The organism is Pseudomonas putida S13.1.2, from assembly GCF_000498395.2.
Classification (GTDB): Bacteria; Pseudomonadota; Gammaproteobacteria; order Pseudomonadales; family Pseudomonadaceae; genus Aquipseudomonas; species Aquipseudomonas putida_Q.
Genome location: NZ_CP010979.1, coordinates 2,769,126 through 2,785,862 on the forward strand (window position 1 = coordinate 2,769,126; position 16,737 = coordinate 2,785,862).

General features: G+C 64.1%; 15 protein-coding genes and 2 riboswitches. Of the genes, 12 read left to right on the forward strand and 3 right to left on the reverse strand.

From position 1 onward, the window contains the following. Window positions 1–15: 15 nt before the first annotated feature. Window positions 16–762, reverse strand: a complete 747-nt coding sequence (locus tag N805_RS12410; RefSeq protein ID WP_019473754.1) for an outer membrane beta-barrel protein — start codon at window positions 760–762, stop codon at window positions 16–18. 160 nt (window positions 763–922) lie between these two features. Further along, a riboswitch (cobalamin riboswitch) is annotated at window positions 923–1,131 on the forward strand. 108 nt (window positions 1,132–1,239) lie between these two features. On the opposite strand from N805_RS12410, the gene N805_RS12415 reads away from it, so the two are divergent. From N805_RS12415 to N805_RS12445, 7 genes are all read left to right on the forward strand, one after another. After that, entirely contained in the window at window positions 1,240–3,366 is a 2,127-nt protein-coding gene (locus N805_RS12415; RefSeq protein WP_028613493.1) for a TonB-dependent receptor, read from the forward strand. 204 nt (window positions 3,367–3,570) lie between these two features. After that, window positions 3,571–4,737 (forward strand): DUF1624 domain-containing protein, encoded by a 1,167-nt coding sequence (locus tag N805_RS12420; protein WP_028613492.1) that lies wholly within the window; start codon window positions 3,571–3,573, stop codon window positions 4,735–4,737. A 28-nt stretch (window positions 4,738–4,765) separates the two neighbouring features. Then, a riboswitch (cobalamin riboswitch) is annotated at window positions 4,766–4,964 on the forward strand. A gap of 109 nt (window positions 4,965–5,073) precedes the next feature. Continuing rightward, window positions 5,074–6,084: an ABC transporter substrate-binding protein gene (locus N805_RS12425; protein WP_028613491.1), complete on the forward strand. Its 1,011-nt coding sequence runs from the start codon at window positions 5,074–5,076 to the stop codon at window positions 6,082–6,084. Then, entirely contained in the window at window positions 6,084–7,100 is a 1,017-nt protein-coding gene (locus N805_RS12430) for a FecCD family ABC transporter permease (RefSeq protein ID WP_028613490.1), read from the forward strand. The genes N805_RS12425 and N805_RS12430 overlap by 1 nt, the downstream gene beginning before the upstream one ends. Next, window positions 7,097–7,885, forward strand: a complete 789-nt coding sequence (locus N805_RS12435) for an ABC transporter ATP-binding protein (RefSeq protein WP_028613489.1) — start codon at window positions 7,097–7,099, stop codon at window positions 7,883–7,885. The genes N805_RS12430 and N805_RS12435 overlap by 4 nt, the downstream gene beginning before the upstream one ends. A gap of 17 nt (window positions 7,886–7,902) precedes the next feature. Further along, a complete protein-coding gene (locus tag N805_RS12440) occupies window positions 7,903–8,337 on the forward strand; it encodes a pseudoazurin (protein ID WP_028613488.1) in 435 nt (144 codons plus the stop codon). After that, window positions 8,334–9,671 carry an OprD family porin gene (locus N805_RS12445; RefSeq protein ID WP_028613487.1) on the forward strand — a complete coding sequence of 446 codons (1,338 nt, stop codon included), beginning with the start codon at window positions 8,334–8,336 and terminating at the stop codon, window positions 9,669–9,671. The genes N805_RS12440 and N805_RS12445 overlap by 4 nt, the downstream gene beginning before the upstream one ends. Before the next feature lie 122 nt (window positions 9,672–9,793). On the opposite strand, the gene N805_RS12450 is transcribed toward N805_RS12445, so the two are convergent. After that, window positions 9,794–10,117: a hypothetical protein gene (locus N805_RS12450; RefSeq protein WP_019474001.1), complete on the reverse strand. Its 324-nt coding sequence runs from the start codon at window positions 10,115–10,117 to the stop codon at window positions 9,794–9,796. A gap of 122 nt (window positions 10,118–10,239) precedes the next feature. Continuing rightward, a complete protein-coding gene (locus N805_RS12455) occupies window positions 10,240–10,737 on the reverse strand; it encodes a GNAT family N-acetyltransferase (RefSeq protein WP_019474002.1) in 498 nt (165 codons plus the stop codon). A 130-nt stretch (window positions 10,738–10,867) separates the two neighbouring features. Between N805_RS12455 and N805_RS12460 the strand changes: the two genes are divergently transcribed. From N805_RS12460 to N805_RS12480, 5 genes are all read left to right on the forward strand, one after another. Next, the gene (locus N805_RS12460; protein ID WP_019474003.1) at window positions 10,868–11,347 is read left to right on the forward strand and encodes a hypothetical protein; all 480 of its coding nucleotides are present in this window, start codon (window positions 10,868–10,870) and stop codon (window positions 11,345–11,347) included. Between the two features lie 63 nt (window positions 11,348–11,410). Then, window positions 11,411–12,982 (forward strand): sensor domain-containing diguanylate cyclase, encoded by a 1,572-nt coding sequence (locus N805_RS12465; protein WP_019474004.1) that lies wholly within the window; start codon window positions 11,411–11,413, stop codon window positions 12,980–12,982. Between the two features lie 107 nt (window positions 12,983–13,089). Continuing rightward, a complete protein-coding gene (locus tag N805_RS12470; RefSeq protein WP_028613486.1) occupies window positions 13,090–13,866 on the forward strand; it encodes a ParA family protein in 777 nt (258 codons plus the stop codon). Between the two features lie 187 nt (window positions 13,867–14,053). Further along, window positions 14,054–14,464 (forward strand): DUF2946 family protein, encoded by a 411-nt coding sequence (locus N805_RS12475; protein ID WP_028613485.1) that lies wholly within the window; start codon window positions 14,054–14,056, stop codon window positions 14,462–14,464. A 68-nt stretch (window positions 14,465–14,532) separates the two neighbouring features. Continuing rightward, on the forward strand, window positions 14,533–16,683 hold the full coding sequence (locus N805_RS12480) for a TonB-dependent receptor (RefSeq protein WP_028613484.1): 2,151 nt from the start codon (window positions 14,533–14,535) through the stop codon (window positions 16,681–16,683). Window positions 16,684–16,737: the final 54 nt, after the last annotated feature.

Genomic DNA, 16,737 nt, shown 5'->3' on the forward strand with positions numbered 1-16,737 from the left:
GCTAAACGCTCAGTTTCAGAAGGCCAAGCCCACCTTCACCCCAAACTCGTCACGCTTGAGCTTGGTGTTGTCTGCCACTGGCGAATCTTCGTCCAGCTTGTATTCGGTGCGGGTGTAGTAAACCCCGGCCTGCACCGGCATATCACCCTGCTGGTTCATCAGCAACGTCACTTCGGCGTACGGGTTGGTGCGGTCTTTCAGGTCGACCGTGTCGCTGCCAAAGTCGTCCACTTTCAGCCGCGCGCGGCCGTCCAGGGTATGGCGCGCGCCCACTTCCACCCGCAGGGTCGAGGCGTCGAACTGGTGGTTGTAGCCCAGCGCCGCCTTGGCAAAGGGCGATTTCACGGTGAGCTTGGTATCGAGGTCGTTGATTTCGGGCTCGAAGCGCGACCAGCTGTAACCGCCGCCCACGGTCACGTCGACAAAGTTGCGAGCGTCCAGCGCCGCACGCCAGCCAAGGTCAAGGTCGGCCTGGGCCTCCTTCAGCTTGTTGTCGTTCTTCTTGCCGAATTTGGCTTCGGCGCCCAGCTGGTAGATGAAACCGGATTCGGCTGTCAGCTTGTTGCCAAAGGTGGCGAACACGCCGCCTTGGCCCATGTGTTCCTTGTCGCTTTCACTGCCTCCTTCGAACTTGAACTTGTCGTAGGCGCCCTGCAGACCCAGTGTGAACAGCGGGTCGGTGCTAGGCGCGGCGGTGGCGGCCAGCGGCGCGGCGATCAGGGCGAGCAGGCAGGTGTGGCGCAACAGTTGACGAGCAGGCATGCGGGAAGTCTCCATGACTTGATAACGAAAGGCGAACGTGCGGTTCGAGACAAACGTCGCCAAAAAAGTTCGAAAAAAAATCAGTAAAAAGCCGCAACCTTGTGTTTTATCGAAGGATTCATGGCACGCCAACATTTGACGCCCCAGCGTTTCAGTGGTCAGATGCGCGCCAGTTTCAGGTGCCCTTCGCCGCCGCGCGCAGGGTGAAACGGGAAGCCGGTGCGTCGTGGTACCCACGACAAGTCCGGCGCTGCCCCCGCAACGGTAAGCGAGCGAACCCTTCGAAATACCACTGTGCATGTGCATGGGAAGGTGAAGGTTTCATGCCCCTCGCAAGCCCGGAGACCGGCCTGGAGCGTCACTTGGCAACCCGCGGTGGGCGGGCGCAGGCCGGAATCCGTGCGCGCGCCTGCCTGCATGGTTCGCCTTTGCGTGTTTTCCACCGGGATCCATTCATTCCTGCAGCAGTGGAACGACATGTCCCGTATGTTCAAGCTTCACCCCCTGGCGGCCTGCCTGGCCGTCGCCCTGCCGGCCCTGGCCGATGACCGTGACCCGCAACCCCTGGCCTTGCCCTCCACGGCCATCACCGACACCCTCGACAGCCGGGCCATCGACTTGGCCACGCCAACCCAGGCAGGCTCGCGCCTCGGCCTCAGTGCCCTGGAAACACCGGCCAGCACCAGCAGCATCAGCGCCGAGCAGATTCAGCAGCGCAACAACCTCACCGTGCAGGATGCCGTAACGCGGTCACCGGGCATCACCTTCGTCGGCTCCCCCGGCGATGGCGGCACAGGCCTGTCCGCCCGCGGCTTTGCCGGCCACAGTTCGGTGATGACCCTGTTCGACGGCGCACGCCTGTACACCGGTGCCGGCACCCAGACGTTTCCGGTGGACCCGTGGATGGTCGAGCGTATCGATGTGATTCGCGGCCCGGCTTCGGTACTGCATGGCGAAGGCGCCACCGGCGCGGTGATCAACGTGATCCCGAAAAAACCGTTTGCCGGCGAGGTGCGCAACCACCTGCGTCTGGGCTACGGGTCGTGGGACCGCCAGCAGCTGGGCCTGGACAGCGGCGGCAGTCTCAGCGAGCGCCTGAGCTATCGCCTCACCCTCAACCAGCAGGCCGGCAACGGCTGGGTCGACCGCACTACTTCGCGCAGCCTGGCCCTGAGTGCCGCGCTGCGTTTCGATGCCAGTGACGACCTCAGCTTCACCCTTGCCCACGACCGTGGCGATGCAGAGCCTGCCAACTACTACGGTACCCCGCTGATCGACGGCCACTACCGCAGCAGCCTGCGCAAGAAAAACTACAACGTGCAGGACGACGTGCAGCACTACGTCGATGAGTGGACCCGGCTGACCACCGACTGGACGCTGAACGACCACGTCAGCGCCAGCAACCAGCTGTACTACATCAAGAGCCGCCGCCACTGGCGCAACGCCGAAGACTACAGCTGGGACGCCGAGCGCCAGCAATTGCAGCGCGGCAGCTACCTGGAAATCAAGCACAACCAGGAACAGTTCGGTGACCGCCAGACCTTCACCTTTGACCACTCCTTGTTTGGCCTGGCCAGCAAGACCGTGGTCGGCGCGGAATACAACAAGGTCCGCTTCAACGTCGACAGCAATGCGCCCTACAACGATGTGGGCGGTGATTTCATCGACCCGTGGCAACCACAACCGGGCGGGTTCCACAGCGCCTCGCCACTGCGGCCGCAAACCTTGTCCAGCACCCACACCTTCGCCCTGTTCGCCGAAAACCGCTTGCAACTGAGCGACCGGCTGTCGCTGGTCACCGGCGTGCGCCGCGACCAGAACCACATCGACCGCACCAACCTGACCAACGACAGCCGCAGCGACCGCAGCCTGCAAGGTGGCAACTGGCGCGCCGGGCTGGTGTTCGCGGTCACCGACGACCTGTCGCTATACGGGCAGTACTCCACCAGCCAGGAGGGGGTCAACAACCTCATCAGCCTCAGCCCCACCCAGATGCACTATGACCTGACCGAGGCGAAGCAGACCGAGGTAGGCCTCAAGCAGCGTTTCTGGGAAGGCCGTGGCGAATGGACGCTGGCCGCCTACCACATCGTCAAGAAGAAGCTGCTGGTGGACGACCCGATCACCCACGAGAAGCAACAGGCTGGGCAGCAGACGTCCGACGGCCTTGAGGCAACCCTGGAACTGGCATTGGCGCATCAGTGGCAGGTGTCGGCCAACGCGTCGCTGGTGCGCGCCAGGTATGACGATTTCGACGAGATGGTCGGCGGCGTAGCGCAGGACCGTGCCGGCAACCGGCCGGCCAACGTACCACGGCGTACCGCCAATCTGTGGCTGAGCAAAGGCTTCGGCCAGCAGGTAGAGGCCGGCATTGGTGCGCGCTACGTAGATGAGCGTTATGCCGATACCGCCAATACCCAAAGTGCCCCCGGCTATACCGTGGTCGATGCCAACATCGCCTGGCAGGTGCTGCCGGATGTGAAGCTGGGGCTGCAGTTGAACAACCTGTTTGATCGTGAATATGTGCAGTCGGCGTTCAGTGGGCAGCAGTGGTTGATGGGGATGCCACGATCGTACTTTGCGACGGTGGATTACAGCTTCTGATCTGAGCCTGCCTGTGCCGGCCTCTTCGCGGGCTCGCCCGCTCCCACAGAGATATCGCAGTCATCGAAAACTGTGTTGTATCTGTGGGAGCGGGCGAGCCCGCGAAGGGGCCGGCACAGGCAACGCAAAAAACTCTACCAACTTCTAACCAACTAGTTATAAGATAACATTTCACATGACATCCATTCCTATCAGCGACCCTCCATGACAAGCGCCAGCGCCACGCCCTCCTTGATCACCCAGCGTCTGCAGAGCATCGATGCCCTGCGCGGCCTGGTGATTCTGTTCATGCTTCTGGACCACGTCCGCGAAACGTTCTTTTTGCACCGCCAGGTCAGCGACCCGATGACCATTGACGCTACAGAGCCTTCGTTGTTCTTCAGCCGCACCCTGGCCCACCTCTGCGCACCAGTGTTCGTTCTACTGACCGGCCTGTCGGCCTGGCTGTACGGCGAAAAACACCAGGGCCGTGGCGATGTCTCGGCGTTCCTGTTCAAGCGCGGGCTGTTCCTGGTGGTACTGGAATTCACCCTGGTCAACTTCGCCTGGACCTTCCAGCTGCCCCCTAGCGTCATCTACCTGCAAGTCATCTGGGCCATCGGCGTCAGCATGATCGCCCTGTCGCTGCTGGTATGGCTGCCACGTGCCGCCCTGCTCGCCCTGGGCGCAGTCATTGTCGCCGGCCACAACCTGCTCGACGGCCTGCACTTTGGCGTGGAGTCTGCCCTGCACGTGCCATGGGCAATCCTGCACGACCGTGGCTGGCTTGAGTTCTCCGAAAACCTGCGCCTGCGCACGTCTTACCCGGTGCTGCCTTGGATCGGCGTCATCGCCCTGGGTTATGGCATGGGCCCCTGGTTCGCCCGTGGCAGCCTGGCCGGCCAACGCCAGCAGCGCCTGCTGCAGGCTGGGCTGATCGCGTTGCTGGGCTTTGTCGTGTTGCGCCTGTTCAACGGCTATGGCGAGGCGCCGTGGAGCGGTTACCCGACCCTGACCCAAACCGTGATGAGCTTCTTCAACATCACCAAATACCCACCGTCACTGCTGTTCCTGGCCCTGACCCTGGGCTGCGGCCTGCTGTTACTGCGCGCCTTCGAGCGTGCTGGCCAGGCCCGCTGGATCAGCGCGCTGGCAGTGTTCGGCGCAGCCCCGATGTTCTTCTACCTGTTGCACCTGTACGTGCTGAAGCTGCTGTACCTGGCCTGCGTGGCGCTGTTCGGCCTCAACCATGGCGACTATTTCGGCTTCGACGGCATCGCGGCGGTGTGGCTGGGTGCAGCGGTACTGGCGGTTTCGCTGTACCTGCCGGTGCGCGCGTTCGCTCGCCTGAAAGCGCGCCGCCGCGACATCACCTGGCTGAAGTACTTCTGAAAAGCGTTTTCACCCGGCGGCGCGATGGTCTACCATGCGGGCCGCCGGTTTCCACCACGGAATTAATAGGGAATCCCAGGCCCGCCAATACGGGCCAAACGGAACTGCCCCCGCAACTGTAGGTGCCGAGCCTGCTCCATCGATGCCACTGGGCCATGCGCCCGGGAAGGCCGGAGCCGGGCCATGACGCACCAGTCAGGAGACCTGCCGGCCTACATTTACCAACCGGCGGGGTGTCCGGGATTGGCCATCAGTGTTGCCCCTGCCATCGGCGGGGCTCGGCGATGCCTGTCCGTGCGTTCCTCACCCGAACTGTCCGATAGGAGATCGCCCAGCATGCTGCCCCGTTTCGCCACCCTGCTCGCCGGCCTTGGCCTTACTGGCCTGGCCCAGGCCGCTGCCACCCACTACCCGCTCACGGTCGAGAACTGCGGCAAACCGCAAACCTTCGCCCAGGCGCCGCAGCGCGCCGTCACCATCGGCCAGGCCGGCACCGAGATGCTCTACGCACTCGGGCTGGGCGACAGGCTGGCGGGCACTTCGCTGTGGTTCAATAACGTGCTGCCCGAGTACCAGGCGCAGAACGACAAGGTGCCGCGCCTGGCCGACAATGACCCCAGCTTCGAGGCCGTGGTCGGCAAGCGCCCGCAACTGGTAACGGTGCAGTTCGAATGGATGGTCGGCGCCCAGGGTGTGGTCGGCACCCGCGAGCAGTTCGATGAGCTGAAGATCCCCACCTACCTGCTGCCGTCGGACTGCGAAGGCAAGGACAACCTGGTCGGCGCCGACGGTACCCGCCTGCAGGCGTTCCAGGTTAGCAGCATCTACAAGAGCGTCAGCCAGCTGGCCGAGATCTTCGATGTGCAGGACCGCGGCACTGCGTTGAACGCCGAGCTGAAAGGCCGCCTGGACAGCGCCAAGGCACAACTGGCCGGCAAGGACCTGTCCGCCACCTCGGCACTGTTCTGGTTCTCCAGCGCCGACCTCGACATCGACCCTTACGTGGCGGGCCGTCAAGGGGTCGCTGACTTCATGCTGCGCACGTTGGGCGTGCGCAATGTGGTCGAGTCCACCGAGGAGTGGCCTACCGTAGGCTGGGAAACCCTGGCCAAGGCCAACCCCACCTGGCTGATCATCGCCCGCATGGACCGCCGCCGCTTCCCCGCCGACGACTACCAGAAAAAGCTGGAATTCCTGCGCAACGACCCGGTAACCCGCAACATGGACGCGGTGAAGGACAACCGCATCATCGTCCTCGACGCCGACGCCATGCAGGCCGGCATCCGCCTGTTCCGTGGCCTGCAAACCCTGTCGGCAGCCTTCGCCAGCGGTAAAGCGGCCCAGTGATGATTCGCCTGTTACCCTGCATCGCAATCGCCTTGGCGGCACTGTTGGCCGCCTTGCTGGCCGGCACTGCCATCGGTGAGACCAACCTGTCACCCAGCGTGGTCGGCCAGGTGCTGGCCAACCACCTGTGGCAGGCCGGCTACCCGGTTGACCCGATCGACGCCGGCATCGTCTGGAACTACCGCCTGACACGCACCCTGGTCGCGGCAGCCTGCGGTGCCGGCCTGGCCACCTGCGGCGTGGTGCTCCAGGCGCTGTTGCGCAACCCGCTGGCCGAGCCGTACCTGCTGGGCTTGTCGGCCGGCGCCTCGACCGGTGCAGTGCTGGTCGGCCTGCTGGGCCTGGGTAGCCTGACGCTGAGCATGTCCGGTGGCGCCTTCATCGGGGCGTTGGCTGCGTTCGCCCTGGTGCTGGTACTGGCCCGCGCGGCCGGCCCAGGCAGCAACAACGCGCAGGTAATCCTCGCCGGTATTGCCGGCTCGCAACTGTTCACCGCCCTCACCGCCTTTCTCATCACCAAGTCGGCCACCGCCGAACAGGCACGCGGCATCCTGTTCTGGCTACTGGGCAATCTCAGCGGCGTGCGTTGGCCTTCCGTGTGGCTGGCTGTGCCGGTGGCGCTGTTCGGCCTGGTGGTGTGCCTGTTGCACCGCCGCGCGCTGGACGCCTTCACCTTCGGCGCCGATTCGGCTGCATCGCTGGGCATCCCGGTGCGGCGCACCCAGTTACTGCTGATCAGTTGCACGGCACTGGTCACGGCCGTGATGGTGTCCATCGTCGGCGCCATCGGCTTTGTCGGGCTGGTAATCCCGCATGCCCTGCGCCTGCTGCTCGGCCCCGGGCACAGCCGCCTGTTGCCCGCCAGCGCACTGGGCGGCGCACTGTTCCTGATTGCCGCCGACGTACTTTCGCGCACCTTGATTACAGGCCAGGTGATTCCCGTGGGCGTGGTTACCGCACTGATCGGTGCACCGGTGTTCGCGCTGATTCTGGTCAGCCGCCGAGGGCACTCATGACGGTCATGATCGCTGCACAGCTTGCGCCACTGAGCTGCCAGGGCCTGGGGCTGCAACTGGCCGGCAATACCGTGCTGCGCGATATCGACCTGCACGTTGTGGCAGGTGAAACCCTGGGCATTGTCGGCCCCAACGGCTCCGGCAAATCCTCACTGCTCAAGCTGCTGGCCGGGCTGCGCAAGCCGGCCAGCGGCGGCGTGCAACTGCTGGGCGAACCGCTGGCACAGCTGCCCCGCCGCCGCGTTGCACAGGCCTTGGCGCTGGTTGAGCAACAGGCCGACACCCTCGATGCAATCAGTGTGTTCGATGCCGTTGCCTTGGGGCGTACACCGTGGCTGTCGGCACTGGCACCGTTCTCTGGGGAGGACCGCGCCATTGTCGAGCAGGCCCTGGCTGACCTCGACGCCCTGCACCTGCGCGCACGCCTGTGGGGTTCGCTGTCGGGTGGCGAGCGCCAGCGCGTGCACATCGCCCGCGCCTTGGCGCAACGGCCACAGGTACTGTTGCTGGACGAGCCCACCAACCACCTGGACATCCAGCACCAGCTTAGCCTGCTGCTGCAGGTTCAAGCCCTGCCCGTGACCACGCTGGTGGCGCTGCACGATCTCAACCAGGCACTCACCTGCGACCGCGTCGCGGTGCTGGACAACGGCCGCCTGGTCGCCCTTGGCAAACCGTTCGACGTCCTCACCCCCGAGCGCCTGCTGTGCACCTTCGGCGTACATGCCCGCTACCTCACCGACCCCTTCGATGGCGCGCGCATCCTGCGTTTTCGCGCCCCCTGAACCAGGAAGTTCTACTGATGCTGCTGCGCCCTGTTGCCCTGCTGCTTGCCAGCGCCCTGCTTGCCCCCGCCGCACTGGCCGAGGTGCATGAAGTGAAAATGCTCAACCGCGGCAGCGAGGGCGCCATGGTGTACGAGCCGGACCACCTGCGCATTGCCCCCGGCGACACCGTGCGCTTTCTGCCCACCCAGAGCGGGCACAATGCGGCCAGCGTGACCGGCCTGCTACCGACCGGGGCCGAGCCCTTCAAGAGCAAGTTGAACCAGCCGTTCGAGCAGACCTTCAGCGTGCCGGGCGTATACGGCATCCAGTGCATTCCGCACCTGGCGATGGGCATGGTAATGCTGATCCAGGTCGGTGACGCGCCGGCTGCCGAATTGCCAGCCAGCTTGCCTGCACGGGCGCAAGCCCGCTTCGCAGCCCAGTTGCAAAAGCTCGAGGCCGCGCGATGAGCCGGCTGTTGTTGGCGCTGCCGTTGCTGGGGTTGTCGACCTTTGCCCTGGCCGACTCCGCCCAGTCGCAAAGCAACGGTTTTGTCGAAGACAGCAGCTGGAACATGCTCAACCGCAGCGTATTCGACCAACGCGACTACAAGCACGGTGGGCGCAACAGTGCCGCGCGCAATGCCTACAAACCGCGCAGCGAACGTAATGGCAAGGCTGAGGAATGGGCCTACGGTTTGATGGGGACATTTCAGTCCGGCTTCACCCAAGGCCTGATCGGTATTGGCGTCGATGCCCATGCCTATCTGGGCGTACAACTCGACAGTGGCGGCGGGCGGGCGGGCAAAGCGCGCCTGCTGGGGGTGGACAACGATGGGCACCCGAAAAACGAATACAGCCGCGCAGGCGCAGCGCTGAAGTTGCGGGCGTCCAATACCGTGCTCTCCTATGGCGAGCAACGCGTCAAGACCCCGGTATTCAGCTCTTCCGACAGCCGCCTGCTGCCCGAGACCGCTACAGGGTTCTTCCTCACCAGCAACGAGTTCGACACGCTCAAGCTGCTGGCCGGGCACTTCAACGAAAGCACCGACCGCAATGCCTCCAGCCACGACCAGGGCTTCGTGGTGAACTACTCCAACGGCAAACAGGGCAACAGTTTCGACCTGGCCGGCGTGGTGTGGAACCCCGGCGCAGCCTTCAGCGGCAGCCTGTACACCTCGCGCTACGAGGACAGCTGGAACCAGCACTACCTGGGCAGCACCCTCAGCCACGCGCTGGATGACCGACGCAGCATCAGCCTGGACCTGAACCTGTACCGCACCACAGACACTGGCAAGGCGCTGTCCGGGCGCATCGACAACACCACCTGGAGCCTGGTCTCGCGCTACAACCAGGGGCCGCACGGTTTCAGCCTTGGCTGGCAGCAGGTAGACGGCAACACCCCGTTCGACTACGTGACACGAGGGGCAATCTTCATTGCCAACGCGGTGCAGATGTCGGACTTCAACGCACCGAACGAGAAGTCCTGGCAGGCACGCTATGACCTGAACATGGGGGCGTATGGGGTGCCGGGGCTGAACCTGACAGCGTTGTATGTGCGGGGGTTCGATATCGACGGCACGCATGTCGACCCCAATGGCGGGTATGCGTACCTGGGGTATGGCAAGGGTGGCAAGCATTGGGAACGCGACCTCGAGGCGAGGTATGTGGTGCAGAGTGGCAAGGCCAAGGGGACGACGTTCTCGGTGAGGCACAACGTGCACCGGGGAAATACGGCGCAGGCTGAGCTGGACGGGGACCAGATACGGTTGGCGGTGGAGTGGCCGTTGTCCGGGGGGTTCTGATAGACCGAGTTGCGTGATGGAGCCTGGGGCTGCTTTGCAGCCCATCGCGACGCAAGGCCGCTCCTACAGGAATCGCGAAAAGCCGGGACTGCGCGACGCCTGTAGGAGCGGCCCAGGCTCCATCAGGCGAGCGAGCTACCCGCAGGCAGCAACCCCCACTGCGCCCGCTCCTCCTCACTCATCGCTGCCAGCACCTCGGCAAACGTGCGTTCCAGCTCCGAACTGACATTGCCAAACACCTTGTAATTGGTCAGCAAATACCGCTTCACCGCCCTCGGCCAACGGCGTTCTTTGTGCGCCGCATTGATGATGCCCTTGGCGTCATGGTAGGTCGCCCCACGCCACAGTTCTGTTAGCCTTTTTTCAAAATCCGCAAAGGTCCACAGGTCGGTGCGGTCTTCGAATTCGTCCAGCAATTTGAGTTTGTACAGGGCCATGTGTGGCATCGTGAGTCTCCCTCTGGTGCAGTGAACAAGCCGTGCACAGGGGAAGGTAAGCAAGCCGGGCCGGTTTTGAAATGAACGCGTCGATCAGGCCCAACGCGCCGGTGTAGGCGCTTTCCCACAGGTCAGGGCAATCGCAAGTGCATGTGCGTGGTCTGCCAGACCGGGTCTTGCTCCACATCCACCACCGCAAACCCTTGCCGCTCCCAGAACGCAATCGCACCCGGCAGAAACGGATGCGTATGCAGGTACAGGCAGTCGATACCTGCCTGCTCCGCCCGTTCGCGCAACGCGCCGAACAACGCGGCAGCCAGGCCATGCCTGCGGTAGGCCGGCAGCACGAACAGGCGCACCACCTCGGCTACCCGCTCGGCGTGATAATCAAGCTGGGCAAAGCGGTGGTCATAGGGCACGTAGCCGATCACCGCAACCAGCTGCCCGTCATCACGGGCCTCAAGAAAGCACCCCGCGCCATCCAGGTAGGTCTGGGCAAAATGCGCAAGGTCGTGCGGCAGTGGCGCTTTTGCAAGCATCGGGAACAGCTCGCGGCGAGCGCTATCGACAAACGCCACGACTTCGGCAATGGCGACGCGCGCCACGGGTTGCAGGGTCCAGTTCGGCATGGGGCTGTTGGCAGTGGTTGGAGGGCAAGGTTCTACCCCACTGTGCCGTTCAAGGCAAATCACAAAGCTCGTCGTGGCCAGGCCGACATCGGTATAATCGGGAGTCTTCACTGCCCGACCAGGCCATGCCATGCCTCGCTTCCAGAAGTTGCTGTTGCCCCTGCTGCTGACTGCCGCCCTCACCGCCTGCGACCAGAAGCCCACGCGTGAAGATCAGATCCTCGCTCAGTTGCCGCTGCAGGATGCCTATACCCACAACATCGAGCGCATGGCGGCGCTGCTCGGCCGCACTCATCCGCAGCTGTCGCAAGCCACCATCCAGGATGTACTGCGCAAGTACCTGACCGTCGAGGACCAGCGCCAGGACCTGTTCCGGCTGTACAGCGAAAAGAACTTCAGCGACGCCGAATTTGCCACCATCGTTGCTGCCACCCAGGACCCAGCCAAGGCCAGGGCCCTGGAAGACACCGAAGCGGGCAAGCGCCTGAGCGAAAAACTCACCGCGCTGATGCGCGAAACCGCTCGCGACGTCAAGGTGCAAGCGCTGGTCGAGCGGCGCATGCAGCAGGTGGAAGACGAGCTGAACGCACTGGACAGGCCTGGTTCCTAACGCGGCGCCCCACTCCCACTAGCGCGAAAGGTCGTCGCCACTTTCAATCACTCGAGGTCAGGATTGCCACACGCCAAGCACGGATTGCGCCTGGATCTACGCACACTCATTCTGGTGCTCTGCGCACTCACTGCCCTGGTCATGCTGTGCGCCAGCTATTTCGCCAGCTACCGGGTGCAGCGCCAGTTGCTGATCGACCACGCCCTGGAAGCCAACCGGGTGTATGCGATGAAGCTGGCCAGCATCACCGAGACCTTCATCGGCAACGCCCAGCAGCAGCTGACGTTCAGCGCCGGCGTACAAGGCCGGCAGCTAAGCGATGCCGCTGCGCTGCTGGTGGAAACCGACCGTGTACTGAGCCAGAGCATGGCCTTCAACTCCACCTTCGCGATCGATGCCAACGGCGTGCTGCTGGCAGTATCCCCCGCCCCGCTGCGCCACCTGGTCGGCACCCACGTCCAGTCGCCCGGCGCTCAGGAAGCACTGCAAGAGCGCCGCCCGCTGGTTTCCACACCCTACCTTTCGGCGGCCGACAACCTGGTGGTGGCGCTGTCGCAACCCATGTTCGACAGCAACGGTCGCTACATGGGGTATGTCGGTGGCAGCCTGTACCTGCGTGAACGCAACATCCTCAACAGCCTGCTGGGCGAACATTTCTACAAGGACGGTTCGTACCTGTATGTGGTCGACCGCAACCGCCGCCTGCTGTATCACCCTGATAGCGAACGGGTAGGCACAGTGGTGGAGGGCAACGCGCTGATCGACCAGTTGGCGACACTAAACAATGGTACTCGGCAAATCACCAACAGCCTGGGTGTAGAAATGCTCGCCGGGTTCGCCACTGTACCCAGCGCCGGCTGGGGGGTGGTGGCGCAGCAACCGCTGGCGCAGACGGTGACGCCACTGAACCACCTGATCCTCAACGTGGTGGGCACCTCTGCGCCCCTGGCGCTGGTGGGCTGCCTGTTGCTGTGGTGGCTGGCCATGACCATCGCCCGGCCGCTGTGGCAACTGGCTGCCGGTGCCCGCTCGATGGACCGTGCAGGCACCGCCGAGCGCTTGCATCGCGTGCGGGCGTGGTACTTCGAGGCGGCCGAGCTCAAGCGCGCCCTGTTGTTCGGGCTGAACCTGCTGCAGGAGCGCATCGGCCGGCTCAACCGCGACGCCCAGACCGATCCGCTGACTGGCCTGGGCAACCGCCGCAGCCTGGAATTCAGCCTGTCATTGCTGCAAGCCGAAGGCCGGGCCTTTGCGGCCATCGTGCTGGACATCGACCATTTCAAACGGGTCAATGACAACCATGGGCACGAGGTCGGCGACCAGGTGCTGCGTCGGCTGGCAGAGTTGATGCGCCGCTGCTGCCGTGAGGGCGACCTGCTGTGCCGCACCGGGGGCGAGGAATTCTTGATGCTGCTGCCGGGCGCCAGCCTGGAGGTGGCCACAGTGGTGGCCGAGCGTCTGCGGGTAACGGTGCAGGATACGCCCGTGCAGCCGGTGGGCGCGGTGACGGTTTCACTGGGGGTGGCACGCTGGGATGGCGAGGCGGGCAGCGAGCCTGTGGAAGCATTGAGCCAGGCTGACCGGGCGCTTTACCAGGCAAAGCAGGGAGGGCGCAATCGAGTGTGCGCTGCCTGAGCCTCGTGTGAAACCAGCAGCTGTAACAATCTTTGTCATAAAACTGTCGTGTTCCGGTCATAGGATTGACCCCAACCTGACATTTTCATTTCATGGATGAGCGTCTCATGCGTCGTGTGGTTTTCAATCAGAAAGGTGGCGTCGGCAAGTCCAGCATCGCCTGCAACCTCGCCGCTGCCAGTGCCGCCGAGGGTTACCGGACTTTGCTGGTCGACCTCGACCCACAGGCCAATGCCACCTACTACCTGACCGGCCTGGTCAACGACGCCATTCCTGCCGGCATCGCCGATTTCTTCCGCCAGACCCTGTCAGCGGTCACGGCGGCCGGCAAGAAGCACCGGGTGGCGATCACCGAAACCCGCTACAGCAACCTGCACCTGGTCACCGCCAGCCCCGACCTCAGCGACCTGCAAAGCAAGCTGGAGAGCAAGTTCAAGATCAACAAGCTGCGCAAGTTGCTGGTGGAACTGGGCGAGGATTACGAGCGGATCTACATCGACACCCCGCCGGCGCTCAATTTCTACACCTTCAGCGCGCTTGTTGCGGCAGAGCGCCTGCTGATACCGTTCGACTGCGACAGCTTCTCGCGCCAGGCCCTGCACAGTGTCATGGCCGAGGTCGAGGAACTGCGCCAGGACCACAACCCGGCGTTGCAGGTAGAAGGTGTGGTGGTCAACCAGTTCGCAGGGCGCACCGCCCTGCATCAGACCCTGGTCGAGCAGTTGCGCAGCGAAGGCCTGCCGGTGCTGCCGGTGTACCTGAGCAGTTCGATCAAGATGCGTGAATCGCACCAGGCCTCGGTGCCGTTGGTGCACCTGGCGCCACGGCACAAACTGGCGATGGAGTTTGTCGATTTGCTGGATGTGCTGGAGCGGGCGGCCTGACAGACCCTGGGGGCGCTCTGCGCCCCTTTCGCGACGCGAGGCCGCTCCTACAAAGGATCGCGGCAGCCGCAAATTGACGCGATCCTCTGTAGGAGCAGCCTTGCGTCGCGACGGGCTGCAACGCAGCCCCAAAATCCCGAAGTAAAAGCACTACCCGACCGTTCATCAGGGTGGTAGATTCGCCGCCATGAAAACCACCCGGCACACTCGCACGCTGACTGCCTGGACGCTCTATGCCAGCGTCCTGTTCAGCCTGTTGCTGTGCGGCCTGCACCATGGCCAGATGGGTGGCCTGCGCCTGGCCGGCCTGGAAGGCGGCTTCTGCTCGGTCAACAGCGAACACGGCGTGGCCATCGACCTGGACGGTGCCGGCGGTGACCAGCACATGGCCCAGCTCGACTGCCCGGTGTGCTCCTCGTTTGGCCTGGCCGTACCGCTCAGCAGCGGCGGCTGGTCATTCACCCCGGCGCAAGCCGTGGCCACCTCGCCCATCGTCGTGCGCAGCTGGGCACAACCGCCGCCGCGCTACCAACGCCCCGCCCTCAACCCCCGCGCCTCCCCCGCCGTCTCCCCCGCAGCCGTACTTCATTTCGCCTGACTTCAGCCGGGCGCACCTGCGTGCGCGCTCGCCGTCAGCCATGACCTTTGCGTGGAAGACACACAAACATGCTTCGCAAGACCTCCCTGGTGCTCCTCATGGGTACCTGCAGCTTTGCCTGCGCTGAAACCGCCCCTGTCGAACTCGGCGCCACCACCATCGACGGCGAACGCGACGCCGCCAGCGGCGTGCAGCTGGACGAGCCGATCCGTACCGGTTCGCGCCTTGGCCTGACCGCGCGAGAAACGCCCGCCTCGGTCAGCGTCTCGGACCGCCGCCTGATCGAAGAACGCGGCGCCAAAGACAGCCAGGACGTGGTCAACGCCATGACCGGTGTCAACGCCTCCGCCAACCCAGGCTTTGGCGGCTTCGTCGCCTATCGCGGCTTTACCCAGAACCAGGTCACCCAGTTGTACAACGGCATCAACCTGGGCTACAGCAGCGCCACCCGGCCAGTGGACGCCTGGGTACTCGACCGTGTCGAGCTGATTGGTGGGCCGTCTTCGTTCCTGCATGGCGCAGGCGCAGTGGGTGGTTCGATCAACTACATCACCAAGCTCGCCAGCCGCGACCAGCAGATCATTGACGGGCGTATCCGCTATGGCAGTTTCGACGACAGCGAAGTGGCGTTCGGGATCAACCAGGCGCTGGCCAGCAACCCCGCCGATGCCAACCATTTCATGCGCCTGGACTTCAGCCGCGGGCATGGCAACGGCTACGTCGACCGCAATGAACGGCATACCGACAGCCTGGCCTTTTCGCTGCTCAGCGACCTGGCACCCGACCTCACGCACACCCTGGCGCTGGAGTACCAGGAAGACCGCGAAGACAGCCCGTACTGGGGCTCACCGATCCTGCCCGGGCGCAGCACGATGAAGATCGACAACAGCCGCCGCTTCGAAAACTACAACGTCGCTGACGGCCGTTATGAGCAACGGGTGCGCTGGCTGCGTTCGATCCTCGACTACCAGATCAGCGACAGCACCAGCGTGCAGAACACCCTGTACCACTACAACGCCCAGCGCGATTACCGCAACCTCGAACGCTACGCCTACACCAGCGATGGCAAGGTGCAGCGCAGCAGCCCTTACCTGCAGCGCCACGACCAAAACCTGCTGGGCGACCGCATCGAGCTGCGCCACGATAACCAGCTGCTCGGCCTGGTCAGCCAATGGTCGCTGGGGCTGGAGTACTCGCGCATGCGCCAGACGCTCTACCCCACCTCCGCCAGCTGGAGTGACGTGGTCGATGCCGAGCACTTCGACCCCGGCAGCTTCGATGACATCCCCGGGGTGAATGCCGGCCTGACCAAGCAACGCCACCACGAGGTCATCAACCGCGCAGTGTTCGCCGAAAACCGCTTGCAGCTGACCGAGCGCCTGGCCCTGCTGACCGCCCTGCGCTACGACTACCTGGACATGGAAGTGACCAACTACGGCGCAGTCTCCCCCACCTCGCCGGCCTATTTCGAACGGCGCTGGGAACCGCTTTCCGGGCGCATCGGCCTGACCTATGCGTTGACACCTTCGGCCAGCGTGTACGTGCAGTACAGCTCTTCGGCCGATTTACCGGCCGGTTCGCTGGCAGCGGCGACCTACTCCAACGTCGGGCTGTTCGACCTGTCCAAGGGCGAGCAGTGGGAAGTGGGCAGCAAGTTCGACTTCCTCGACGGGCGCGGTGCCGCCACGCTGGCGCTGTACCAGATCGTGCGCAAGGACTTTGCCGTGCGCGACTCGAACGACGCCAACCTCACAGTCCAGGCCGGGCAACAGACCTCACGCGGTGTCGAACTGTCCGGGCGCCTGCAGGTAACGCCGAAACTGCTGGCCGAGGCCAACTATGCCTATGTCGATGCGCAGTACGATGAGTTCAACGAGGCGGTCAACGGCCTATCGGTTTCACGCAAGGGCAATGCACCGACCAACGTACCGGCCAATATCGCCAACCTGTGGCTGACCTACAGCGTGTCGTCGGCATGGTCGGTAGGCGCGGACGGGCGCTACGTGGGCTCGGTGTATGCCGACAACGCCAACAGCCTCAAGGCCCCGGCCTACACCCTGTTCGGCGCGTTTGCCCGCTACCGGCTGGATGAGCACACCACGCTGACCGGGCGGGTGCGCAACCTGACCGATGAGGTGTATGCCAAGCAGGCCTACAACAGCCAGTACTACATGGGGCCGCCACGCACTTTCGAGCTGGCGCTGGACGTGCGCTTCTGATGTGAAGGGCGGTATCGGCCATGGCGCCGATACCGCAAAGCCATACCTTTCCTA

Coding starts and splice junctions, on each gene's coding strand:
- N805_RS12410 (WP_019473754.1), bottom strand. CDS start 762: ATGCCTGCTCGTCAACTGTTGCGCCACACCTGCCTGCTCGCCCTGATC.
- N805_RS12415 (WP_028613493.1), top strand. CDS start 1,240: ATGTCCCGTATGTTCAAGCTTCACCCCCTGGCGGCCTGCCTGGCCGTC.
- N805_RS12420 (WP_028613492.1), top strand. CDS start 3,571: ATGACAAGCGCCAGCGCCACGCCCTCCTTGATCACCCAGCGTCTGCAG.
- N805_RS12425 (WP_028613491.1), top strand. CDS start 5,074: ATGCTGCCCCGTTTCGCCACCCTGCTCGCCGGCCTTGGCCTTACTGGC.
- N805_RS12430 (WP_028613490.1), top strand. CDS start 6,084: ATGATTCGCCTGTTACCCTGCATCGCAATCGCCTTGGCGGCACTGTTG.
- N805_RS12435 (WP_028613489.1), top strand. CDS start 7,097: ATGACGGTCATGATCGCTGCACAGCTTGCGCCACTGAGCTGCCAGGGC.
- N805_RS12440 (WP_028613488.1), top strand. CDS start 7,903: ATGCTGCTGCGCCCTGTTGCCCTGCTGCTTGCCAGCGCCCTGCTTGCC.
- N805_RS12445 (WP_028613487.1), top strand. CDS start 8,334: ATGAGCCGGCTGTTGTTGGCGCTGCCGTTGCTGGGGTTGTCGACCTTT.
- N805_RS12450 (WP_019474001.1), bottom strand. CDS start 10,117: ATGCCACACATGGCCCTGTACAAACTCAAATTGCTGGACGAATTCGAA.
- N805_RS12455 (WP_019474002.1), bottom strand. CDS start 10,737: ATGCCGAACTGGACCCTGCAACCCGTGGCGCGCGTCGCCATTGCCGAA.
- N805_RS12460 (WP_019474003.1), top strand. CDS start 10,868: ATGCCTCGCTTCCAGAAGTTGCTGTTGCCCCTGCTGCTGACTGCCGCC.
- N805_RS12470 (WP_028613486.1), top strand. CDS start 13,090: ATGCGTCGTGTGGTTTTCAATCAGAAAGGTGGCGTCGGCAAGTCCAGC.
- N805_RS12475 (WP_028613485.1), top strand. CDS start 14,054: ATGAAAACCACCCGGCACACTCGCACGCTGACTGCCTGGACGCTCTAT.
- N805_RS12480 (WP_028613484.1), top strand. CDS start 14,533: ATGCTTCGCAAGACCTCCCTGGTGCTCCTCATGGGTACCTGCAGCTTT.